Origin of the sequence: Maribacter algicola (assembly GCF_003933245.1) — a bacterium.
Lineage (GTDB): Bacteria > Bacteroidota > Bacteroidia > Flavobacteriales > Flavobacteriaceae > Maribacter > Maribacter algicola.
Map to the genome: position 1 here is coordinate 1,012,543 of NZ_QUSX01000001.1, position 23,490 is coordinate 1,036,032.

27 protein-coding genes and 1 tRNA gene are annotated in these 23,490 nt (G+C 39.1%); 15 read left to right on the plus strand and 13 right to left on the minus strand.

Going from position 1 to position 23,490, the window contains the following annotated elements:
• Window positions 1–8: 8 nt before the first annotated feature.
• From DZC72_RS04240 to DZC72_RS04250, 3 genes are read right to left on the minus strand one after another with little or no spacing between them, the layout of a single operon-like run.
• Window positions 9–464, minus strand: a complete 456-nt coding sequence (locus DZC72_RS04240) for a hypothetical protein (RefSeq protein ID WP_125221631.1) — start codon at window positions 462–464, stop codon at window positions 9–11.
• On the minus strand, window positions 461–886 hold the full coding sequence (locus DZC72_RS04245) for a hypothetical protein (protein WP_125221632.1): 426 nt from the start codon (window positions 884–886) through the stop codon (window positions 461–463). The genes DZC72_RS04240 and DZC72_RS04245 overlap by 4 nt, the downstream gene beginning before the upstream one ends.
• Before the next feature lie 6 nt (window positions 887–892).
• On the minus strand, window positions 893–1,321 hold the full coding sequence (locus DZC72_RS04250; protein ID WP_125221633.1) for a hypothetical protein: 429 nt from the start codon (window positions 1,319–1,321) through the stop codon (window positions 893–895).
• 114 nt (window positions 1,322–1,435) lie between these two features.
• On the opposite strand from DZC72_RS04250, the gene DZC72_RS18095 reads away from it, so the two are divergent.
• The 3 genes from DZC72_RS18095 (at window position 1,436) to DZC72_RS04265 (ending at window position 3,295) form a co-directional block, all read left to right on the plus strand.
• Entirely contained in the window at window positions 1,436–1,636 is a 201-nt protein-coding gene (locus DZC72_RS18095; protein WP_394340634.1) for a helix-turn-helix domain-containing protein, read from the plus strand.
• A 719-nt stretch (window positions 1,637–2,355) separates the two neighbouring features.
• Window positions 2,356–3,111, plus strand: a complete 756-nt coding sequence (locus tag DZC72_RS04260; RefSeq protein ID WP_125221635.1) for an SOS response-associated peptidase — start codon at window positions 2,356–2,358, stop codon at window positions 3,109–3,111.
• A gap of 4 nt (window positions 3,112–3,115) precedes the next feature.
• Entirely contained in the window at window positions 3,116–3,295 is a 180-nt protein-coding gene (locus tag DZC72_RS04265) for a hypothetical protein (protein WP_125221636.1), read from the plus strand.
• Window positions 3,296–3,332: 37 nt separating this feature from the next.
• Here DZC72_RS04265 and DZC72_RS04270 read toward each other — a convergent pair whose 3' ends face one another.
• Window positions 3,333–3,581, minus strand: coding sequence for a hypothetical protein (locus DZC72_RS04270; RefSeq protein WP_125221637.1), 249 nt, complete (start codon window positions 3,579–3,581; stop codon window positions 3,333–3,335).
• A gap of 59 nt (window positions 3,582–3,640) precedes the next feature.
• Between DZC72_RS04270 and DZC72_RS04275 the strand changes: the two genes are divergently transcribed.
• Complete coding sequence (locus DZC72_RS04275) at window positions 3,641–4,507, plus strand: HNH endonuclease (protein ID WP_125221638.1); 867 nt, start codon at window positions 3,641–3,643, stop codon at window positions 4,505–4,507.
• 2 nt (window positions 4,508–4,509) lie between these two features.
• Here DZC72_RS04275 and DZC72_RS04280 read toward each other — a convergent pair whose 3' ends face one another.
• From DZC72_RS04280 to rseP, 3 genes are all read right to left on the minus strand, one after another.
• Complete coding sequence (locus DZC72_RS04280; protein ID WP_125221639.1) at window positions 4,510–5,715, minus strand: site-specific integrase; 1,206 nt, start codon at window positions 5,713–5,715, stop codon at window positions 4,510–4,512.
• Between the two features lie 232 nt (window positions 5,716–5,947).
• Window positions 5,948–6,021, minus strand: a tRNA-Asn gene (locus tag DZC72_RS04285).
• A 79-nt stretch (window positions 6,022–6,100) separates the two neighbouring features.
• Window positions 6,101–7,453 (minus strand): RIP metalloprotease RseP, encoded by a 1,353-nt coding sequence (gene rseP / locus DZC72_RS04290; protein ID WP_125221640.1) that lies wholly within the window; start codon window positions 7,451–7,453, stop codon window positions 6,101–6,103.
• Between the two features lie 160 nt (window positions 7,454–7,613).
• On the opposite strand from rseP, the gene DZC72_RS04295 reads away from it, so the two are divergent.
• The 5 genes from DZC72_RS04295 to DZC72_RS04310 all read left to right on the plus strand — a co-directional run bounded on the left by DZC72_RS04295 (window position 7,614) and on the right by DZC72_RS04310 (window position 12,640).
• Entirely contained in the window at window positions 7,614–8,282 is a 669-nt protein-coding gene (locus DZC72_RS04295) for an SCO family protein (RefSeq protein ID WP_125222599.1), read from the plus strand.
• 105 nt (window positions 8,283–8,387) lie between these two features.
• A complete protein-coding gene (locus tag DZC72_RS04300) occupies window positions 8,388–8,633 on the plus strand; it encodes a FeoA family protein (RefSeq protein ID WP_125221641.1) in 246 nt (81 codons plus the stop codon).
• Window positions 8,630–10,855: a ferrous iron transport protein B gene (feoB, locus tag DZC72_RS04305; RefSeq protein ID WP_125221642.1), complete on the plus strand. Its 2,226-nt coding sequence runs from the start codon at window positions 8,630–8,632 to the stop codon at window positions 10,853–10,855. Before DZC72_RS04300 ends, feoB begins: the two co-directional genes overlap by 4 nt.
• Entirely contained in the window at window positions 10,856–11,005 is a 150-nt protein-coding gene (locus DZC72_RS17700) for a hypothetical protein (protein WP_165869269.1), read from the plus strand. It begins immediately after the preceding gene.
• Window positions 11,006–11,122: 117 nt separating this feature from the next.
• Window positions 11,123–12,640, plus strand: a complete 1,518-nt coding sequence (locus DZC72_RS04310) for a carboxypeptidase-like regulatory domain-containing protein (protein WP_125221643.1) — start codon at window positions 11,123–11,125, stop codon at window positions 12,638–12,640.
• Window positions 12,641–12,655: 15 nt separating this feature from the next.
• Here DZC72_RS04310 and DZC72_RS04315 read toward each other — a convergent pair whose 3' ends face one another.
• The 5 genes from DZC72_RS04315 to DZC72_RS04335 form a co-directional block, all read right to left on the minus strand.
• Window positions 12,656–13,042: a DUF423 domain-containing protein gene (locus DZC72_RS04315; RefSeq protein WP_125221644.1), complete on the minus strand. Its 387-nt coding sequence runs from the start codon at window positions 13,040–13,042 to the stop codon at window positions 12,656–12,658.
• A gap of 36 nt (window positions 13,043–13,078) precedes the next feature.
• A complete protein-coding gene (locus tag DZC72_RS04320) occupies window positions 13,079–13,441 on the minus strand; it encodes a nuclear transport factor 2 family protein (protein WP_125221645.1) in 363 nt (120 codons plus the stop codon).
• Window positions 13,442–13,614: 173 nt separating this feature from the next.
• Entirely contained in the window at window positions 13,615–14,058 is a 444-nt protein-coding gene (locus DZC72_RS04325; RefSeq protein ID WP_125221646.1) for a hypothetical protein, read from the minus strand.
• A gap of 118 nt (window positions 14,059–14,176) precedes the next feature.
• Window positions 14,177–14,998, minus strand: coding sequence for a ZIP family metal transporter (locus DZC72_RS04330; RefSeq protein WP_099546073.1), 822 nt, complete (start codon window positions 14,996–14,998; stop codon window positions 14,177–14,179).
• A gap of 6 nt (window positions 14,999–15,004) precedes the next feature.
• Complete coding sequence (locus DZC72_RS04335; RefSeq protein ID WP_125221647.1) at window positions 15,005–15,667, minus strand: metal-dependent transcriptional regulator; 663 nt, start codon at window positions 15,665–15,667, stop codon at window positions 15,005–15,007.
• Window positions 15,668–15,769: 102 nt separating this feature from the next.
• On the opposite strand from DZC72_RS04335, the gene DZC72_RS04340 reads away from it, so the two are divergent.
• Complete coding sequence (locus DZC72_RS04340) at window positions 15,770–18,034, plus strand: TonB-dependent receptor (protein ID WP_125221648.1); 2,265 nt, start codon at window positions 15,770–15,772, stop codon at window positions 18,032–18,034.
• A gap of 49 nt (window positions 18,035–18,083) precedes the next feature.
• Complete coding sequence (locus tag DZC72_RS04345) at window positions 18,084–19,232, plus strand: lycopene cyclase family protein (protein ID WP_125221649.1); 1,149 nt, start codon at window positions 18,084–18,086, stop codon at window positions 19,230–19,232.
• On the opposite strand, the gene DZC72_RS04350 is transcribed toward DZC72_RS04345, so the two are convergent.
• Window positions 19,229–20,203 carry a polyprenyl synthetase family protein gene (locus DZC72_RS04350; RefSeq protein ID WP_125221650.1) on the minus strand — a complete coding sequence of 325 codons (975 nt, stop codon included), beginning with the start codon at window positions 20,201–20,203 and terminating at the stop codon, window positions 19,229–19,231. The genes DZC72_RS04345 and DZC72_RS04350 overlap by 4 nt on opposite strands.
• 139 nt (window positions 20,204–20,342) lie before the next feature.
• Here DZC72_RS04350 and DZC72_RS04355 point away from each other — a divergent pair, with 139 nt between their 5' ends.
• The 4 genes from DZC72_RS04355 to DZC72_RS04370 all read left to right on the plus strand — a co-directional run bounded on the left by DZC72_RS04355 (window position 20,343) and on the right by DZC72_RS04370 (window position 23,465).
• Entirely contained in the window at window positions 20,343–20,873 is a 531-nt protein-coding gene (locus DZC72_RS04355; RefSeq protein ID WP_125221651.1) for an RNA polymerase sigma factor, read from the plus strand.
• Between the two features lie 11 nt (window positions 20,874–20,884).
• Window positions 20,885–21,319, plus strand: a complete 435-nt coding sequence (locus DZC72_RS04360; protein ID WP_125221652.1) for a hypothetical protein — start codon at window positions 20,885–20,887, stop codon at window positions 21,317–21,319.
• Between the two features lie 199 nt (window positions 21,320–21,518).
• Window positions 21,519–22,124, plus strand: a complete 606-nt coding sequence (locus tag DZC72_RS04365) for a TetR/AcrR family transcriptional regulator (protein WP_125221653.1) — start codon at window positions 21,519–21,521, stop codon at window positions 22,122–22,124.
• A complete protein-coding gene (locus DZC72_RS04370) occupies window positions 22,125–23,465 on the plus strand; it encodes a TolC family protein (RefSeq protein WP_125221654.1) in 1,341 nt (446 codons plus the stop codon).
• Window positions 23,466–23,490 lie beyond the last annotated feature (25 nt).

Below are 23,490 nucleotides of genomic sequence, written 5' to 3' on the forward strand. Positions count from 1 at the left end.
AGAGTAGTTTATTGTTTTACTAAATCAAAAAAGACCTGTGTTGAAGATTCATCCTCAATCATCAAATTCATACTGCCATCGCTATTAACATATATGATAATCCGCTCTAAGTTAGGATTTGATATTAAAGGTCTAGAACAACTATATACGTATATGTCCTTTTCTTTATTATAGATTTCACCCTTATAGGAATTTATTTCATAAGTCAAAATATCATCAGGATATCGCTCATCTTGAAAAACAAACATTCCTTCATTACCCTCTACTTGAATGTAAATATTATTGACAGCCTCAACCGAAAATGATTTTGCTGGATTTTTTATATCCTGAAAACTTGTTGAGCAGCTTTTGTAATTACCATTATGATTATTATGCTGAGCGGAGACGTTAAAAAGTATTAAGAGAAGTGATAAGATCAACATTGCATTTTGAAAACGATATTGTTTGAATAAAATTGAATTCATCTAAAAGTTTGCGATAGTAAAAGACAAGAAAATATTAAGAAAAGAGAAAGAAGTATTGAGCAACCTCCCTTACCCTGTTTAACATAACCATTTAAAAAAGCTCTGTACTCCTCTTTGCTTAAATGCTCTAATGCTTTTCTACTAATAAGGTCAAACCATTCTTCTCTTGATAGGTCCCTTTCGATAATTTCTGTTCTTGTTCTTACTATAGTTTTAAAACCATTCATTGTTACTATTTCAAAGTATACACTTCCATTGTTTAATTTATTTAGCTCGTAATAATCGAAAGCCTTTTTTGAAGTTCTTAATGGAAGTTGATGGATGATTTTCATCTTATCATCAGACTTATCCATAATAGGCTTATCATGGATTAAGTCCATTAAACCTTTCGTATAGTTTGGGTAAGATTCGGATAGTTTCAAAATACTTCAATCTTTAAGATTCCAAAAATTGTAAAATAAATTTTTTGTTTCATTAGTCATCATAAGGCTTACTTCACAATCTGAAGGAGAAACTTCATTAAATATTGAGCCTATTACTTTATACAACCGTTCAAATTCGAAAGTGCAAGTATCATGATATTCTTCATCATCTGAGAAACTTAATCTTTTTAAGTAAACACATAATATTACAAGAGAAAGATTATCATTTGCATTTTCGGAGAGATAGTTAATTTCACTTTCATTTATAATTTTATCAACATCTTCTATCGTTGACTTCAACAATAAGTACATTGCTTCTTCTTCATTCAAATACTGTTCATGGAATTGTTCAAAATAGACATTTGTCGTTGTTCTAACGAAGGTGTCTAAGTCCGAAGGGTGTTTTAAAAATAGAAAATCTAATAAATCATTCATACATTTTGGTTTAGAATATGATATATAAAAATAGGCATATATGCCTACTTAATAATTGTTTACCTCCACGAATTTTAGATCGTGGAGTATTTAGATGAACAAGAGTTTTTATTGGTGTTTGGGAAAAACCTAAGGCGGCTAAGAAAGTCCAAGGGTTTTACTCAAGAGGAATTAGCTAATGAAATTGATGTTGAAATATCCCAAATTAGTAGAATAGAAAGAGGTGTTATTAGTACTTCAATAACCAACGTTAATGTCATAGCCAAGGCTTTGAAAATTGCTGTATCAGAATTGTTCGAGTTCCCCCCTAGATAATTATTTCATTCCGTTTCGTTCTCAAATAAAAATCTAAATGTTTCCACTTTTTTGGAAAGGAAAATCCATGGAACTTACGATTGGATATGGTAAAATTAAAAAGCAATGTTCCATCAAAGTTAATTGGAGTATGCTTATACATGACCGAGACAAATTCATAATGAAAAATAACCATCTTACAATCCATTATCACTTCATCCGCCCATTTTAAGTTCATATCATCCATGGCCAATAAAACAAACTCCATTATTGAATTAGGCATATATTTCTTAATCCCCAACCCTTCAATTACATCAAGCCTTCTTTCTCCGATATAAATGGTATTTATGTCCTTATTACCTTTTACTTTAATACACATCTTATCCATCCAGTTTCGGGCAGCTTATAGCCATCTAGTTTCATAATTATTCTTTCTCCAAGGTTCGGGTATTTATACTTTAAGTAAGTAAAATGTTCATCTGTTTCCAGGTAAAATAAATTGATATTACTGGGCTTGTTCAATTTTTTAGACCAACACTCGGTATTAAGAGTATTCTCTCCAATTTCAATTAAAAGCTTACGTATTACATACCTATCCCTATGTCTAAATATCACTTTCTTGATATGCATATTTATGGATATATTCCTTATTTTTGGATTTATTCCAAATATATAAAATGTAATTTTCAAATAAAGAGGTTTAACATTTTTCCTATATTCAAGGATGTCAAAACTTTATTATGTGCTACAATACTAGGGTCACCAGAAAAGTTGGAGAATTAGAGGACTATTATGGTGTAGAAAGGCTTTTGGGAGAAGTAATTGATGAAGATGTAGAACTGACCTACAACAGTGCCAATGGTTTTGCACATCCCAATATGTGGATAATACCCCAAGAAAAGCCTAAAAATATTATACCTGTCAAATGGGGCTTAATTCCTCATTACAAAATGGGTGCAAATGCCGAGGAATATTACAAGGAAACCATTAGATGGGGTTCGGGACTTAACGCTAAATCAGAAAAGCTGTTTGATTCCAACAATTACAAATCAAGTGCTTTAAAAAGGCGTTGTATTATTCCTGTAGATGGTTTTTTTGAACCTCATAGGATAGAACACGTAAAGAAACCTTATTCTATACCTTTCTATTTTGAAAGGAAAAATAGTGCCCCTTTTAATCTAGCTGGAATATATGCAGTAACTCCAGATAAGATGGTGACTTTCTCAATACTTACCAAAGAGGCTACACCCTTATTCGCAAAAATCCATAACAAAAAGAACAGGAGGCCAGTAATTTTACAGGATGACTATATTGATGTTTGGTTGGACAGCAACCTCAACGAGGATGATGTTATCAAAGTCATAGAAGATGATTTATCCGATAATGAAATAAATACATATCCAATAAGTAAAGACCTATATAGTAGGTCCATAAATAGCGATAGGCCAGATATTATTGAGAAGGTAGAATATGAGGATTTGTTAATTGAATACTAGAAGCATGAAAAAAATTTCACTCATCTTTGGCTTATTGGTCGTAACTTCATGTAAAAACGTTGATATTGAAGTACTTGAAAGCCAAAACAAGAAACTGCAAAAAGAAGTTGACAGCCTGAAGAATGAACTTTATAAGTGCGATATTATGTTAGAGGCCTACGAAGGGCAATCCTTAAATATTTAAAAATGGAAAAACAAAATGATAATCGGTTTGTTAAGAATTATATGATTTGCTCTCCATCGTATTGGATACATTTCAACAAAGTATCGAAAGTCATTTCTGAATAGGCACCGCAAGTATTTATTCGTCTATAGTTTTCAGGTTCAGTATCTAACCACTCATAAATAGCATAAGGTTTGCCTAGTTTATTTTTGTAAGTAACCTCTATATAAAACAGTTCCATGTTACTTGAAAAACCTTTTGTAATTTTAAAAAAATTGGTGGTTTCAGTTTTGAAAATATCTTCCATAGATTAAATTAATTTTCAACTGAAATTAGCAAAAAATAAATTCACTTATTCGTATTGTTGTGGTGGTATTTTGTGTGATTTTAGCTTTCACTTTAGTTTTTATTGCTATTATTAAAGATAATAATCTCCTGAAAGGAAATACTCAAATCAAAAGAAAAAGACTTGGCAGTGATAAAAATAATTCAACAATTTCAAAATTAATTGGTAGCACTTCTTATAATACAATAGCTGAAAATAGAGAGGATAAACCAATATACGACGTTAAACGATGGATTGATGAAACAATTGAATTCTTAGACCAACAACAGAGCCTAGTAGACTTACTAATCGTTAAAAATGTATCTGAAATTAATTATGGCGATTTATTGCGCTGTTTTGAATGGAAATTCCTGAGATTGGAAATTTTATGGCGAGACGGTTACAAATGTGAAATGTGTGGAATAAGAGATTTGCACAATCATGTTCATCATAAACAGTACATTAAAGACGAATTACCCTGGACAATAAGTCATGAATACCTCCAAACTTTGTGCAGAAAATGCCATGTAAAAATCCATAGTGAACAAGAAATTCCTATCTATTCCTTGATAAATGGAGAAAAGGTCAAGGTTTCAAGCTCTTATGATATTTGCACTCGATGCGGAGGCACAGGGTACTTACCTCAGTTTAGCTATTATCTAAATGGAATTTGTTTTAAATGCCAAGGTGCTAGTGTAGATAAAAGAATATTTACTAATGTATTGAATATGCATTTAAATTCCTCGAATAGTTATAAGGAGTTTCTTAAAAGGGCAAGGTACAAGGATTTTTTTAGAAACATTAAACCTTATGAATTTAAGTCCAAATACTGTGATTTGGTGAGTTACGAAAAAAACCCTAGCCCAATAGTCCATCAAGACAATGAAGAAGATGAACTTCCCTTTTAAACCTATTTCAATTTTCTTTTCAATTGTTTAATTTCCTCGCTTATTCTTCTTTGAACAACCTTTCCATAATAATCCTGCGTTATTTTTATATTTGAATGCCCAAGTAATTCGCTTACAATCTCTATGGGAACATCGTTATAAAGTAACACCGTTGATGCGAATGTTTTTCTTGCCATATGATGGGTTATAGCCTTATTGATTCCTACAATTTCAGCAATCTCTTTTAAATAAGAATTAATCTTTTGATTACTCATCCTTGGAAGTAAAGTACTCTTAACCTCCCTGTATTTTTTAAGGATATCCTTTGCCTTTGGTAATAATGGAACAGAAATGGATTTGTTTGTTTTTTTTCGCTTCATCTGAATCCATTGGTTACCATCAAACCCATTAACAATATGCTTATCTTCCAATCTGTTCATCTCATTATAGGCCAGACCTGTGTAACAGCAGAAAACAAAAAGGTCCCTTACTAGTTGTAGCCTCGGTTGTTTAATTCTAAAAGCTTCAAGGGATTTTAACTCGTCAACTGAAAGGAAAATAACTTCTTTTGAGACCTTTCCTGGCTTGTGTGAAGTAAAGGGATCCTTATCTAAAAAACCTTCATTCACGGCCTCCCTAATAGGTTTCCTGAGCCTCTGGACGCACTTATTTATAGTAATTTGCTTCTGGTGTCTCACCGTTTTCAAGTAAAATTCAAAGTCCTTCAAAACCTGTATTTTAAGCTGATCTAGCCTAATATCCTTTTTGTTGAATTTCCATTTTATAAATTCCCCAAATTGGGACTTTGCATAATAAAATTTCTTCCAAGTAGACAACTGCAAATCAATTCCAATCAGCTTTTGTTTTTTATTCAAAAACTCATTTAAATACTCTATTGTATACTTTTCATGATTTGCAGTCTCGCCAATATATATTTTGAATATATCTTCTACTCCAAAGTTATTTTGGGACACCTGTAGTTCAAGGAATGACCTTTTAATATTCGATTTTATTATCTCTAGTTGTAGGTCCGTTTGAAGATTTGTTTGATTGGATTTAGTGGTCCTTTGCTTTTTTGACAACCAATTATCAGCTTTGATAAATTCACCAGTTGCAAATTCCTTTCTTCTTTTTAGATAGGTTATCCTACATCTTATAGGACATAAACCTTCTTTGTTTGTTTTGGATTTGTTCAAATAGAACAATACCGATAACGCATTTTGATTCATTACCAATTGATTTAAATGTTAAACAATCGGCATACAATTCAGAATTAAAATAGTGGGACACCTGAGTAATGTTTGGGTATCCGAATGGGACACCTGAAATCATCAAAATAATTTGACAAGTTGACTGATGGACGGAAAAAGCTTTAATCGTCAAAAACATTTGCATAGCCCGTGCTTATTGACTTAAAACAAAAAATCCAATCTAACTAAATAGATTGGATTTAAAATAATGCTCCTCCTCTTGGGCTCGAACCAAGGACCCTCTGATTAACAGTCAGATGCTCTAACCAACTGAGCTAAGGAGGAAAATACCGTACTTTATCCTTTAAAGCGGGTGCAAATATAAATGTTTTTTAAACTTTGCCAAACAAAAAAAGTTGTTTTTCTATTTAAACAACCATTTGTATAAATCGTTGCCATTTGCGAACAATAATAGGGCTATCAAGAGAAAAAAACCTGTCATTTGGGCGTATTCCAGGAACTTATCACTGGGCTTTCTGCCCGTAATCATTTCATATAGCAAAAACATGACATGACCCCCGTCCAAGGCCGGAATGGGAAGTATGTTCATAAAGGCCAAAATAATGGAAATAAAGGCTGTGGCGCTCCAAAAAGCAGGCCAGTCCCACCCATCAGGAAAGAGGCCACCAATAGCGGCAAATCCTCCTACTCCCTTGTAGGCACCGGTGGAAGGATTAAAAATCTTCTTCATTTGTTTTACATAACCGCTCAAGGTACTAACACCCTTGTCTATTCCTGCTGGAATCGATTCCAAGAACGAATACTTGACCTTCTCTATCTTAAAATAACCGTTTTCAGCATATTCCTCAAAACTAGTATACCCAGCAAAAACTCCCAGTTTCCCATCTTCGGACACTTGTGCCTCGATTGGCATTGTCCTTCCTTTCCTATTAACGGTGAGTGTGACTTTATCTCCTTTATTCTGCTCTAAAATTGGCACCACCTCATCCTGATATTCTACTTCTGTTCCGTTAATTGCCACGATAGCATCCTTTTCCCGTAAACCAATAGATGCATTGGGTGAATCTTCTGGCACCTCCCGAATCACAAATGGCGTTCGCAGACTTAAAAAACGTACTTTGTCCTCATCTTCCAACAAAGTGGCAATGAAGTCTACCGGGATCTCTTGATCAAAGGTCCTTCCATCCCTTTGTATCGTAATGGTATTCCCATTGATGATTTCAATGGGGAGGGAACTGAACTTCTCCACTTTTTCCCCATCCACAGCAGTAATCAAATCCCCGGTTTGTATCCCTAATTCATCGCCTATATTCTTTTCGGTCACCAAAAAACCGTCCTTTAAACTATCGGCAGGAATAAATTCCTCACCGTAAGAATATGCCATACCTATATAAATAATGACGGCCAAAATAAAATTCACCGTAACCCCGCCCAACATAATAATCAAACGTTGCCAGGCCGGTTTGCTGCGAAATTCCCAAGGTTTGGGTTCTTCCTTCATAGCCTCGGTATCCATGCTCTCATCAATCATGCCGGCGATTTTTACGTAGCCTCCCAACGGAAGCCACCCAATACCGTATACGGTTTCCCCAATTTTCTTTTTGAAAAGTGAAAATTTGACATCGAAAAAAAGGTAAAATTTTTCGACCCTCGTCTTGAACAATTTGGCGGGTATAAAATGTCCAAGTTCATGAAGTACGATCAACAAGGAAAGGCTTAAAAAAAATTGGATAGTCTTTATAGCGATGGGGCTCATTTACGTCTTCTAAAAATTAAATCGGACAAAAGTACAGTTTTACGAGGTCTAAAAAAAGAAACTCGGTATACTCCAACTATTTTTAAGAATATTTTGGCTTCAATGCCCTATTTAAATTTGAATGAAATCCAGTACTGGCGTACCTTTGCAAAAAAAGAAAATGCGCTCTTTCTTTGGTAGATTCAAAATTTTTGGATGGGTCATGCTGGGTATCTCCGCCGTGATCATATACCTCTTTTTCAATGCCCTCCAACCAAAGAAAATACTTCCTATCTACAATCCGGCCATGGTAAACAGCGAATTAGTGGACCAGGGAATTCAACATGTACGAAAGTACCATACCATAGCGGACTTCGCTTTGGTGAACCAAAATGGGGATACCATTACCCAAGAAGATTATAAGGACAAGATTTACATAGCCGATTTTTTCTTTACCACCTGCCCTACCATTTGCCCGATCATGACCAAAAACATGGCGTCCATCCAAGACAAGATCGGTGACGATGTCTTGCTACTTTCCCACTCCGTCACGCCCCAGATAGATTCAGTAGCGCAGTTGAAAAAGTATGCGATTGAAAAAGGTGTCGATGACTCCAAATGGAATTTGGTTACGGGAGATAAAAAACAGATCTATGAACTGGCCCGCAAATCCTATTTGGCAGTAAAGACGGATGGCGATGGCGGCCCCTATGATATGATTCATACGGAGAACTTCATCTTGGTGGACAAAAAAAAGCGCATACGTGGGTTTTATGATGGCACCAATGAAGAAGATGTTCAAAAACTCTTGGATGATCTGCAAGTGCTTAAATCGAATTACGAGGAATAGAATTTATACTTTAAAAAAGCTCCAAGACCGATATATCTCGCCGAATACTTGCTTATGATAAAAATTGCGTTATTTTTGCTTAATTATATTGAATCTAAATAAGAATTGGAGACAACGGTTGCACGCTTAAAGCGAGGTCAAAAGGGAATTATCAAGGAGTTTACGGAGGATTTACTGCCCATTAAGCTCTTGGAACTGGGTTGTTTGCCAGGGAACGAAGTGGAGCTGGTACAGGTGGCCCCCCTAAAGGACCCCATCTATATTAATGTCAATGGTTCTCATATTGCCATTAGGCGCGTAATTGCGGAGCAAATAGCTTTGGACATCGTTGATGAAGACGTGATACCATGAGCAAACAAATCAACGTAGCGCTTATAGGAAATCCCAATACCGGGAAAACTTCAGTGTTCAATCAATTAACCGGTCTCAACCAAAAGGTGGGGAACTACCCGGGTATCACCGTTGAAAAAAAGGAGGGCATATGTAAACTTCCTAGGGGCGTAAGAGCCCACATAATTGACCTTCCAGGAACGTACAGCCTTAATACCACCTCTTTGGACGAGAGTGTTGCCGTTGAGCTGCTCCTGAACAAGAACGACAAGGACCACCCGGACGTGGCCCTTGTGATTTCCGATGTTGAAAACCTAAAGCGGAACCTACTGCTCTTTACACAGATAAAGGACCTAAAGATTCCTGCCATCTTGGTCATCAATATGGCCGATCGTATGACCCGAAAAGGTATCAGTATCGATATACCCCTTCTGGAAGAAAAACTCAATGCAAAGATAGCCTTGGTAAGTACCCGAAAAGGTATGGGCATAGAGCAGCTAAAGGAGCTTATTGCAGATTATAAAAGCCTTTCCAAAACACCAAATGTAGATACCACGGTAATTGACCCGGAATATTTCGAAAAGCTTAAAAAGACATTTCCAAAAGAGGACATCTATAAGTTGTGGTTGGTCATCACACAAGATGTGAACTTTATGCCCATAGAAAAAAAACTGATCAAAGATGCCTCCTCGTTTAGCACCAAATCAAAATCCGAGTTAAAAAGACTTCAACAAAAGGAAACCATCCTTAGGTATCAGTTCATTAATGGCATTTTAAAGGAAACGTATAAGGTAGATATAAACGCCGCCAAGGGGTTTAGGGCCACCCTGGACAAAGTACTGACGCACAAAATTTTAGGTTATCTTATTTTCTTCATAATACTCCTCACCATATTTCAGGCTATCTATGGGTGGAGCGAGTACCCCATGGATATGATAGACGGCTTTTTTGCGTCTGCTACGGAATGGGTAAAGGACACCTTGCCCCCTGGAGTATTTACAAATCTTATTGCCGAGGGCGTATTGGCAGGTATTGGTGGCATTGTCATCTTTATCCCCCAAATAGCCTTTCTTTTCCTGTTCATCTCCCTTTTGGAGGAAACCGGATATATGAGCCGCGTAGTTTTCTTGATGGACCGTATCATGCGGCCTTTTGGTCTAAGCGGTAAAAGTGTGGTGCCCTTGATTTCTGGAACGGCTTGTGCCATACCGGCCGTAATGGCCACCAGGACCATTGAAAATTGGAAGGAGCGACTGATTACCATTTTGGTAACCCCGTTTACAACCTGTTCCGCAAGGTTACCCGTGTACCTGATCATCATTGCATTAGTGATTCCCGAAGGGAGTTTCTTAGGACTGAGTTTTAAGGCTTTAACACTAATGCTCCTATATCTCTTAGGATTTGCCGCGGCTATTTTATCCGCAATGGCCCTCAATAAAATATTAAAAATAAAAAGTAGGTCCTTCTTCGTTATCGAGCTTCCAAATTATAAACTCCCACTTCTAAAAAATGTGGGATATACGGTTTTGGAAAAAACCAAGAGTTTCGTCTTTGGCGCTGGAAAGATAATTTTGGCCATTTCCATAATTCTTTGGTTTCTTGGTTCCAACGGCTATTCGGACGATTTTAAAAATGCCGAAACGATCGTTGCGAACCGTATTGCGGAAAATGGCTTTTCCGATAATAGCAAAACCTATATCGAAAATAATTTAGAACAGTACCGCTCTTCTTTGTCCAATGGGAAAATAGACCAAACATCCCATTCCTTTAAGGATTCTATTGCAGAAATGGGTTCAGCCCTAGAAGATAAGGCGTTGCATCAGGAAATAGCAAGTTATAAATTGGAACATTCCTACATGGGCTATATGGGGAAAGCCATTGAGCCCATTGTACGACCCTTAGGGTATGATTGGAAAATAGGAATTGCCGTATTGACTTCTTTTGCCGCCAGGGAGGTCTTTGTAGGTACCTTGGCAACAATTTACAGTGTTGGCAACGATGAAGAGGAAACCATAAAGAACCGCATGGCCGCAGAGGTAAACCCCGTAACGAAAGAACCCTTGTTCAATTTGGCCTCCGGTATTTCCTTATTGCTTTTCTATGCCTTTGCCATGCAATGTATGAGTACCTTGGCCATCGTTAAAAGAGAGACCAATTCTTGGAAATGGCCAACCTACCAACTGGTTTTTATGAGTCTATTTGCTTATATTATGGCTTTCATCGCTTATCAAACCCTAAAATAAATGGAACTGTTACAGCACATACTGGTCTACATAACCTTGGTGATTTCCGTGGGGTACCTTGCCTATAAATTTATATTGCCCAAACAATTGTTCTCCAACGGGAAAAAAACCAACAAAGCCTGTGGACAGGACGATTGTGGATGCCATTAAGATGGCAAAGCTATTTTTAGGACTATTGTTAACAAATCGATAAATCTTTCACAATACTATCCAAATGGGCATGGTTTTATTAGTTTCGATTATTTAGTTTGTGTTTTCAAACATCCTATGAATAAAACAATAACCTTGTTTTTAAGTGGTCTTTTATTTCTGTTGAGCACTTATCTGTATTCACAAAACTTAACATCCACCGTACTTGATAGTGCAACCTTACAGCCCATACCCTACGCTACCGTTATTCTAAATAACAAGGGCGTCATAACCAATGAGGAGGGGAAATTCAGTTTTCTGATGGAGGAAAACATCGACGCAACGGATTCCCTCTTTATTTCCTGTATTGGGTATGAATCCATCGGAAGGCCGTTAAAGGAGTTTACGGGCAATACCATAGTGTTGAGTCCAAAAGCTATTGAGCTTAGGGAGGTAATCGTTTCAAACAAAAATTATACACCAGAGGAAATTCTGGAATTGGTAGAGGAAAACATCGGAAAAAACTATAAGAACGGTTATACAAAAAAACGCTTGTTCCTTAGGGAATCGTATAGGAATTACATTGAGAAATCTCACTATCAAATAAAGGAATCCACTATTCCTGCCTTGAACAAGCAATTTTTGGACAGTGTTCTACAATCAATTCCATCCAACGATACTTATTATACGGAAGTTTTAGGAGACCTCTATGGAACGGAAGACGAGGACGAGCAGAAATTGAACCTCATAAAGGCCTCTGAACTATATAATAAGAGCAGCCGACTAGACCTGGAAAATCTGGAGGAAAGATTCAATGAAATCATCAAAAAAAATGTAAAATCCGATTCTTATTTTAAAGTTAAATCCGGATTATTCGGGACCAAGATGGACGCTGAGGAACTTTTTGAACAGGAAGTGGACTCCAATGAAGTGGAGTCCCTAAATAAGGAATTGGAAGAAACCACGGAACGCAAAAAGTTCTTCTCCAATTATAAAAGAAGAACACTGGCCAACCTCTATACAAACCTACCTATTTTTAAAGATTCGGATTATAATGTATTATGGAAATCCGGTAGGTATGAGCTCTCGCTTGAAGAGTTCACCTATATTGGCGACAAGCCATTGTATGTTATCGATTTTAAACCTAAGCGATCTGAAGAATTTCAGGGAAAACTATACATAGACGCGAATGATTTTGCCTTGGTAAAGATGGATTTTGAAAATGTGGAACCACTCAGAAAATTCAATCTGTTGGGCATTTCCTTTAATGAATACCTCGCGAAGGGAAGTATCTTATTTGGAAAGGATACCGATGGAACATATAGCTTGCGCTACTATGAAATCACAAAAGGAAATCGGGTAGGCTTTAAAAGACCGGTCAAGATTATTGAAAAGAATAAGCACGTTAAAGGACGTAGAAAGCAGAACGAACTTCACCTAAAAATAGATGCCGTTTTCAACGGTAGGAACAAATATGAGGTTGTAGTTTTCGAAACGGAGGCCATTACGGAATCCGCTTTCAATTCTTTTACCGAAAACAACGACGTACTACCGCAGTATATGCCCAATTACGACCCCAATTTCTGGAAAGGATATACCATCATGGAACCCAATATGGCAATCAAGGAATTTACGTCGGAGGTTGGGAACGATTAATTTACTAGTGAAGCATCAAAACAAGGTGTCGATAAAAGAATAAAAAAGCATTATCCAACCCAAGGTAAGTAGTAATCCTCCAACCGGAGTAACCGGACCAAGAAATTTCAGTTTCTTTCCTTTTGATGAACTTATGCACAAGCCATAAATACTAAAGGAAAAAAGTAGCGTTCCAACTATAAAACTAAGCACCATGTACTGCTCGAACTTGGTTTCAAGGTTGAAATTAAACCCGATCATCAAGAGTACCAGGGCGTGGTACATCTGATATTTCACCCCCGTCTCAAAACTGGCCATTTGATCTTGGTTAAAGGATTTCTTTAACCTATGAGCCCCAAAGGCTCCCAAGATTATTCCCAACAAGCCAAGTAGGGCCCCTATAACTTGAGAAAGTAGTACCATGCAAGAAAATTTCTTAAAAGGATTATGGGTTGATTTTTATTCATCATAAAAAAATTGCTCTTTTACTATTTTACCATCCTCGATTTGATACACGGCGATTTCAGACATTGTAGAGCGCTGACCAGATGGCTTGTGGGTCGTATCCATTTCAAACCTTAGGGAAAACCAATTATCTGCCACTATAGGATCGGACACCTCGGTTTTATGGACTTCAAAATTCTCCTGCCACCATTCCCCCTTTTGCTGTATTCCTTCAAAACCTTCCACACGGGCACCTTCTTTGGTACCATCATTTTCGATACTAATTATTTTAGGGCTGTAAAGCTCTTGATAAGGTTTTTCAAAATCCCCTTGTCTGCAAGAAGCTACTAGTCTGTCGGCAATTTCTTGGGTAGTCATAATCATGTATTTTAAATTAATATGTTAATCTGTTTGTATGGGGAAATTTCCTCCTAATCAACAATATGCGGTTGTGAATAAAAATACGAAGAAAGTGGTAGCCTAGGGAAAAATGGCCAATAAGTTTTAGCATTTTTCCAGAATAGAACTACCCTTAAACAAACATGAGTTTATCAGTTAGGTACCATTCCTGTTTGGACAATTTTCTGCTGAAGTTGGCTAAAAAGGATATCGGTCTCCAAGGAATCCTTAAGGTTGAAATAGAGTTTTATGGAATCTTTGTAGACCAACTTAATTTTAGGTTGCGAAATATTGTCCACAAAAACATGGATTTTCTTATCCGTCAAGGAATCCTTGAATTCCTGAAAAATTCCCTTTTCCTTTTCGAGGGCCGAAAAACCGTTCAAACGGATCATGGGCGGAATTCTTTCTACAAATATCACGCTGTCCAAGTCTGAGTACTGAACTGTCTCCATATAAAAGCCGGATAGAAGTCGTATATGGTCCGGTGAGGTCTTGACCCAGTTTTTATAGTGAACCGTCAAGACGGTGATGCATGCGATAATGGTAATGACCAATATCAAGGTCCAAATCCAATGTCTGTTTTTTGAAGCCATTTACTATACTATTAAGGTCATTCGAACTTGCAATAATTCAAAGTGAAAAACCATAGTTCAATAACTATAACTTAGTATTCCAAGAAAAATTATTTTAGACCATCTTTCAGTTATTGAATCAACCCAGCCCAACATCCAGTGTCATCATAATGATAAACCCCCCAATAAAGCCCATAGTAGCAATATCCGTATATTTATCCTGTTGCGTTTCTGGGATGACCTCCTCCACGACCACGAATATCATGGCCCCGGCAGCAAAGGAAAGCGCGTAAGGTAAAATGGGTTGAAACGTAAGCACGGCCCATGCTCCCAAAACCCCTGCAATGGGTTCCACAATGGCAGAGGCTTGTCCAAATAGAAAGCTCTTTTTCCTACTAAGACCATGTCTACGTAATGGCATGGCTACCGCAAAACCTTCGGGGAAATTCTGAAGCCCAATTCCCAAAGCAAGAGCGACCGCCCCACCTATGGAAGCGCCTTCAAAACCGGCCGCCACTCCTCCAAACAAAACACCTACCGCCAATCCTTCCGGAATATTGTGTAGGGTAATGGCCAAGGTCAACAGAGTTGTCCTATGCCATGGGGTGTTTACACCTTCGGCCTCACTTTCCTTAAAATTGATATGTAAATGAGGAAGAATCTTGTCCAGACCAAATATAAAACCTGCCCCTAGTAAAAAACCCACGGCAGCTGGTATCACCTTTACAAACCCCTCCCCTGGGCTCATTTCGATTCCAGGTGCCAGCAGACTCCAAAAACTGGCAGCCACCATTACACCCCCGGTAAAACCGAGCATTCCGTCCAGTACGGCCCTATTCATGGTCTTAAATAAGAATACAAGAGCGGCTCCCGCTGCTGTGAGTCCCCATGTAAATAAGGTGGCATAAAATGCAGCCAATACCGGGTTTATTGATTCAAAATAGGCAATAACTGAATCCATAGTCGATTATTTATTTTCCAATACCTCCAAAAACAAATTGGAAGCTATTTGATCGGATATTCTCATTTCCTTTTCATTGATCGCAATATTTACTGAACCATCAAAATCCTCCTTTTCCAAAATTGTCAAAGTATCACCCAAGGATATCCGGTTTTTATCCAAAAATTTTAAAAAGGCGACAGAGGAATCATTGACACCAACACAAACGCCCTGGGAGCCAACAGGAAGTTCACTGACCAGTTTCTTGACAGACTTTTTAAATTCCCCATCCTTGGTGGGTATGGGATCCCCATGCGGGTCCACCCTAGGGTTTCCCAAATAGGTGTCCAACTTATCAATAAGCTTGTCACTTTTTATATGCTCCAGCTGCTCCGCTACCTCATGAACCTCATCCCAGGCAAAGTCCAGCTTATCTACCAAAAACACCTCCCACAAACGGTGCTTTCGTACTATGGAAAGAGCCGTTATGGTTCCTTTTTCGGTCAAGGAAACCCCCTTGTACTTTTTATAGTTCACAAGGTTTTTATCGGATAACTTTTTGAGCATATCCGTAACGGATGACGGCTTGGTTTCCATTTGGTCCGCTATCGCATTGGTGGATATGGAATGCCCCTCCCCATTTGCCAAATGATAGATGGTCTTTATGTAATCCTCTTCTGAGAGCGTCATGTAAATTTAATATAAGGCTAATTTACATTTTTATATCCAAAAACAAATATTTAGTTTTGTCTAAATTTATTTTTAGCATATTATAAAATAATATTTTGATTTATGCCTATAAGAACGGTTTGCTGCATCCTGTGTATGCTTTACGGCCTTAAGACCTGGACCCAAGGGGCTTCCATAACGGGAAAGGTTTTTTCTGAAAAGCATTCCATACCCTTTGTGAACCTATATCTTAAAAACACTACGATTGGAAGCTCCACGGATGAGCTAGGCATGTATACTATAAAAAATATAGCACCAGGTACCTATACCCTTGTAGCTTCCGTGATGGGATACGTCCCGTTCGAACAGCGGATCTCCCTTTCGGAAAACGAACAATTAGTGCTAAACATAGAAATGGAAGCGTCCGCGGAACGTTTGGATGAAATGGTCGTATCGGGCACTCTTAAGGCAGTGAACCGCTCAGAAAGTCCGGTTCCGGTAGAGGTCTATAGTCCTACTTTTCTAAAACAAAACCCAACGGCAAACATTTTTGAGGCCTTGCAAAATGTGAACGGCGTACGGCCCCAAATCAATTGTAACGTCTGCAATACCGGGGATATTCACATAAACGGACTCGAAGGCCCCTACACCTTGGTACTGATTGATGGAATGCCCATTGTTAGTGGTTTGGGTACGGTTTATGGCTTGTCCGGTATCCCAAACTCCCTTATAGAACAAATAGAAATCGTTAAGGGACCTGCCTCCAGTTTGTACGGGAGCGAGGCCGTTGGAGGATTGATAAATATCATCACCAAAAACAATCTGGAGGCTCCGGATTTTGCCGTTGATACATTTCTCACCGGATGGGGTGAGTATAACGTGGATATTGGTGCCAAAATGGACGTAGGGAAAAAGTCGAACGTATTGCTGGGCATCAACTATTTCAACTTCGACCAGTTGGTAGATAATAATGGAGATAATTTTACCGATTTAACCATTCAAGACCGCATATCCCTCTTCCAAAAATGGAGTTTTCAACGTGCCGAAAACCGCATATTCTCCTTGGCAGGCCGCTATTTTTATGAAGATCGATGGGGTGGGGAACTGCAATGGACCCCTGAATTTAGAGGGGGAGATGAAATTTATGGTGAAAGTATATACACCAGCCGATGGGAAGTTTTGGGAAAATATCAGCTACCCTTGGACGAAAAAGTGTTGTTTTCCTTTTCGTACAATGACCACAGTCAAAATTCGGTGTACGGGGACACTCCGTATATAGCGGACCAACGCATTGGCTTCGCCCAAATGACCTGGGACAAAAAAGTGGGCAGGCACGATCTTTTGTTGGGTACATCCCTCCGATATAATTTTTACAACGACAACACCCCGGCAACACCCCTTGCGGACGAGGTTTGGATTCCCAGTATCTTCATACAGGACGAAGTGGCCTTGGCCAACAAACATTCCCTTTTATTGGGACTTCGATACGATTATGACAATCGTCACGGAGCCATTTACACGCCTAGGACCGCTTATCGGTTTAAGATATCGGACAACGACATCCTTCGCCTGAACGCCGGCACGGGGTTCCGGGTAGTCAATTTATTCACGGAGGACCATGCCGCGTTGACAGGTGCCAGGGACGTTATCGTTACCGAAGCTTTAGAACCGGAACGTTCGGTCAACATAAACCTGAACTATCTTAAAAAGATTTATAGCTCCAATGGCACTTTTGCCAGCTTGGACGCATCGGCCTTCTATACCCGATTCAGTAATGCCATCTTACCCGATTACGATACCAATCCCAACCAAATTATCTATGATAATTTGGACGGTTTTTCGGAATCCAAGGGCATCAGCGCCAATTTGGATGTAGTCTTTCCCAATGGATTCAAATTTTTACTGGGTGCAACGTTTCAGGACGTGAGTCAAACCGAAAATGGAATAAAAACCAGTCAGATTCTCACGGAAAGTTACACGGGTACATGGAACATGGGATACACTTTTCAAAATCCAAGGCTAACGATTGACTACACAGGAAATTTGTATGGCCCTATGCGACTTCCCACCTTGGGCGAAACGGACCCCAGAAGCGATTTTTCACCGCTTTGGAGTATTCAGAACGTTCAATTTACATATAAGGGGCTGAAGGATATAGAAATCTATGGTGGTATTAAAAACTTGTTGGACTGGACCCCCAACAGGGGAAATCCCTTTATCATCGCCCGTGCGAATGATCCCTTTGACAGGGAAGTCGTATTTGACCCCAATGGCAATCCCGTTGCCACACCAAACAATCCCAATGCATTAACTTTTGACCCGTCCTATGTATATGGTCCCAATCAGGGAATACGGGGTTTTTTGGGGGTTCGCTATAGGATATATTAATAGCCGTTCAAATTTAGAAAGGTCAGAAAGGAAATCCCTATTTTTGAATATGGCCAAATTGGATTACGATTACATCATTATTGGTGCGGGAGCTTCGGGACTGCTCTTGGCCGATGCCTTGGGAAAAGATTCTTTCTTCTCCCAAAAATCGATCCTCCTTTTGGATAAGGATGCCAAGAAAAACAACGACCGTACCTGGTGCTTCTGGGAAAAAGGCAAAGGCGAGTTCGATACTATTTTATACAAAGTATGGAACCAAATCCTCTTTAAGGGACAGGAATTTTCCAAAAGCTATACTATTGAGCCTTATGCCTATAAAATGGTAAGGGGAATCGATTTCTATGAACATTATTTGGAGAGACTTAAGGGATATCCCAATATCCGTTTTGAACAAGATGCGGTTACGGAAGTAAAGGATTCCGAGGAATGTGTGTCGGTCCATACCCAAGAAAACGAGTATCGTTGTCAAAAGGTTTTTGATAGTCGGTTTAATTATGAAATGATTGAAGCCGAAGGAAGCTATCCTGTACTTCAACAGCATTTTGTGGGATGGATCGTTAAAACCCCAAAGCCGGTATTTGAAGTGGACCAAACGACGTACATGGATTTCTCCGTTCCACAAAAAGGAAATACGCGGTTTATGTACGTGCTACCTTTTAAAGAGGATGAGGCATTGGTAGAATATACCCTGTTCTCCAAGGAGTTACTTCCCAAAACCGACTATGAGGAGGCTATCCATGACTACCTTCAAAATAAGTTGCATTGCGATACCTATGAAATACTGGAGCGAGAACAGGGAAGCATTCCTATGACCTGTTATGATTTTGGCCAACGCAACTCGGAGCGAATTATCCATATTGGAACTGCAGGAGGCTGGGCAAAACCTAGTACCGGATATACTTTTATGGGCTCTTCCAAGAAAATCCCGTTGCTAATTTCCAATTTGAAGTCGGACAACAATATGCACGACCTAGGGCAAAAAAAACGTTTTTGGTTCTACGATCTACTGCTACTTGACGTGCTTTATAATAACAATGAAAAAGGACATCAAATCTTCACAAGCCTGTTCAAAAAAAGAAAGCCACAGTTGATTTTCAAGTTTCTGGACGAAGAGACCAGTTTTAGGGAGGAACTTCAATTCATTTCCGGCTGTCCCAATCTACCTTTTATAAAGGCGATCTTCAAAAGACTTTTTTAAACGGTCCTACGCATCAGATTTTCACCGAACTGCCTAAGAATTTCCTTTTTGGAATTGGTAATATCCAAATCGTTTAAAATCAAGAACGCCTTTTGGGTAAAGGATTCAATGTCGATTCGAGTCGCTTCCGCAGCCCCACTTTCCCTAAAAATGGCCTGTACAGCCTCAATTTTTCCCGCTGGGTCCCCGGGTTGAATTGAATACAGGTCCAAAAGTTCCTTTTTAAAGCTTGCAGAACCGGACTCCACCGCCTTTATAAAAAGTATCGTTTTCTTATTTTCAATAATATCCCCCCCTACCTGTTTTCCAAAAGTCTCGGGGTCCCCAAATACGTCCAAATAATCGTCCTGAAGCTGAAAGGCGATGCCCAGGTTCAACCCAAAATTGTAAATATGTTCCTGGTTCTGTGGGCTGGTATTCGCCACAATACCGCCCATTTTCATGGCAGCGGCGACCAAAACGGCCGTTTTGTATTCTATCATTTTTAAATACTCCCGTAGCGTTACGTCTTCCCTGGACTCAAAATCAACATCGTACTGCTGCCCCTCACAAACCTGCAATGCCGTTGTACTGAACAATTTTGCCAAATCCCTAAAGGTGGCCGCGTCATAATTTTCAAAAAGCTGATATGCGCAGATCAGCATGGCATCTCCAGATAGTATACCTGTATTAGTATCCCATTTCTCGTGAACGGTCGCTTGGCCTCTACGTACTGGTGCCGCATCCATAATATCATCATGTACCAACGAAAAGTTATGGAATACCTCAATGGCCAATGCAGCGTCCAAGGCATTTTTATAAGACCCGTCAAAAATTTCCGCCGATAACAGTGCCAAAACGGGCCGCAACCGTTTACCACCCAATTTTAGGATGTAGTTTATAGGTTCATAAAGATTTACCGGCTCCTTCAAAACAAACTTGGACTCCATGTAGGAGATGAATTCCGACCTATAAAAATCAATGGGTTGCATGCAATTTTTTTTCAAAAATACATCCATTGTTACAAAAAGCGAACAAATCCGTCAGATGTTAAAAGAAAAAGTTCAAAAAAAACGCAATACTTTCTAAATCCATCGTCTCTACTAGTGAGGACCTAAAGAAAAACCATCAGTGGTTTCAAAAAAACAACAGAATAACAACCTGACCGAGTTCTTTGAGGAAGAATACAGTTCGCTGAAAGGCTATGTACGCTCAAAAATAAGGCATACGGCAGAAAGTGATGCGGAGGATATCATTCAGGATGTCGCGTTGCGGATTTTCTCCAGGCCCTTGGATGCCTTGCCCATTCAAAATATTGGTGGCTTTGTTTACAATGCTATCAGGAATAGGATTATTGACATCATGCGCACAAAAAGGGAAAGGATAGATGACGAGGATACCTTGGAAATGCTATGGACGGAATTCGCGAGTCTGTTCCAGGATGATTTTCAGGAGCCGTATCCCGAGGAATTACGGGAGAAACTTAAAAATGCCATTGCAGCACTTAAGCCTGTGTACAGGGACATTATCATCGCTGTGGATTTTGAAGGATATACCTACAAGGAAATCGCGAACCGAACAGGTATATCCCCAGGAACATTGATGTCCAGAAGACATAGGGCCCTGTCCATTTTATTAAAAAAATTAAAAACTGAAAAATAAAAACATGAACTATGGAAACGAAAACTAACATTGAAAGACAGGTGGAAAACACCGTTAAGAAATCCGTACAAAAAGGAGTGAAAATCTTCTTTTTTGTACTGCTGGGTATTGGAATTGCATTTTTGCTTGGCTATGTCGTAATGTACTTGTGGAACTGGCTGATGCCATATTTATTTGGAATACCAACCGTAGGCTACTGGCAAGCCGTGGGCATATTGTTATTATCCAAGATTATATTCGGATTTGGAGGTGGTGGAGGTAGCCATAATAAAAGCAAAAAATCCGGAAAAAAAGAATTCTTCAAAAACCGATGCAAAACCATGCGAAGGGATTTTTCTGAGTGGGAGCATTACGACGCCTTCTGGAAGGAAGAGGGAGAACAGTCCTATAGGAGCTATGTAAAACGTAAAAAAGAGGGACAGGATGAAGACAGAAAACAAAACTAAAAAGAAGTATCATTTTTTGAACAAGGCCTTCTTCTGGAACCTTGGCACAGCTAACAGTAGAACGGTTGAAGATGAAAAAAACAATGAAGGACCTATCCTTGCCACAGACTAGAACCCATTTTTTAAGGTTTGTTAATAAATTGTAAAACTTTGGAAACTTTTTTTGTTTTTAAAGTTTCCAATTTATCTTTGCCGCACTATGAAAGATAAAATCAGGGAGAAGGCAACGGACATGTTTCTTAACTATGGGTTTAAAAGTGTTACCATGGATGACATTGCGAATACCATGGGAATATCAAAAAAGACCATCTATTCTGAGTACAGCAACAAAACGGCCTTAGTGGAGGATTGTGTTATGGGCAAGTTTTGCGTCATGAGCGAGGGCATCAACGACATTACAGAGCTGGAAAAAAATCCAATAGAAGAACTCTTTGAAATAAAAAAATATATCCTAAGTCACTTAAAAGACGAAAAAACCTCTCCTCAGTACCAATTAATGAAATACTATCCCAAGATATATAGCAAACTAAAAGGTATGCAATTTGAGATGATGCAGGACTGCGTCACCTCCAATATTCAAAGGGGAATGGAACTGGGCCTGTATAGACCTAATTTGGATGTAGAATTCATATCCCGCATCTACTTTGCCGGAATGAACAGTATCAAGGACCAAAATATGTTTCCATTGGACCGTTTTTCCCCCATCTTTTTAATGGAAACCTATTTGGAATATCACCTAAGGGGCATTGTATCTCCCGAAGGCCGTCAAAAGTTAAACGAAATCATCAATTCAAATCAACAATAAATGCGCAATCAACTAATCACTTTATGTATGCTCATGGCAGTTCTATTTGGCCATGCGCAGGAAGAAACCTATAGCTTTACATTAGACGAGGCCATTGCCTTCGCACTGGAAAATAATTATAGCGCTATCAATGCCGACAGGGATCTCATCGACGCCCAAAAACAGAAATGGGAGACCATAGCTGAAGGATTGCCGCAGATTTCCGGTGCCGTTAGCTACCAAAACCAATTGATACAACAAGTGGTGCAGCTGCCGGGCGAAATCGCTGGCGGTGAACCAGGAACCTTTGTTGAGGTGGTCTTTGGGCAGCCACAACAGGTGAATGCCTCTGCCACCTTACGCCAGAAAATTTTTGATGGTTCCTATATTGTGGGCGTTCAAGCGACCAAGGCCTTTTTACGGTACAGTGCCAATAACAATGAAAAAACGGCCCAAGAGGTGCGCAAAGCGGTGGTAGAATCCTATGGAAACGTTCTTCTTGCCAAGGAGAGCGTCGCAATTCTAAAGCGTAACAAGGAAACCTTGGACAAAAACCTCTACGAGACCACCAAACTTTTTGAAAACGGACTTGGTGACGAGGAAAGCGTGGACCAGCTGAAAATTACGCTTTCATCCATAGAAAACCAATTAAAGAACGCCATACGCTTGGAGGATATAACCCTGCAAATGCTGAACGTGGTCATGGGGCTAGACCTTGATGCCCCCACCCAACTAAAGGATGATTTGGAAAACCTTACCCAAGAACAGATTGACCTGGAAATCATGGAAACTAATCTAAGCCTTGAAAACAATGTGGATTATAAAATCGCCCTTAACCTCAACGAACAGCGGTATTTTGAATGGAAATTGGCTAGAAGCCGGGCCCTGCCCACCCTAAATGGTTTTGTAAGCTACGGTGCGCTTTCCTTTGGGGATCAATTTACTTTTTTTGACAGCGGCCAGGACTATTTCGAGTTTTCCTCTTTTGGACTAGACCTCAGCATTCCCATTTTTAGCTCCTTAAAACGAAGTGCAAGTACCCAGCGAGCCAAAATCGCCATGGAGAAGGCCAAGACACAGTTAACGGAAGCTGAACAACAGATACGCCTACAATTGGAGAATGCCAAAAGCAACTATGTATTGGCCATTGAACAATACCAGACCTCCAAGGAAAACCTGGCACTTGCCGAGCGTATAGAGAACAAGAACCAAATCAAATATACAGAAGGTCTTGCCAGTAGTTTTGAATTGAGGCAGGCGCAGACGCAATTGTATACGGCCCAACAGGAATACCTACAATTCATGGTGGACGTCATCAATAAGAAAACGGAACTGGAAATCATTCTAAACAAACAATCTTAAACAATCAATCAATTAAATATAGTAT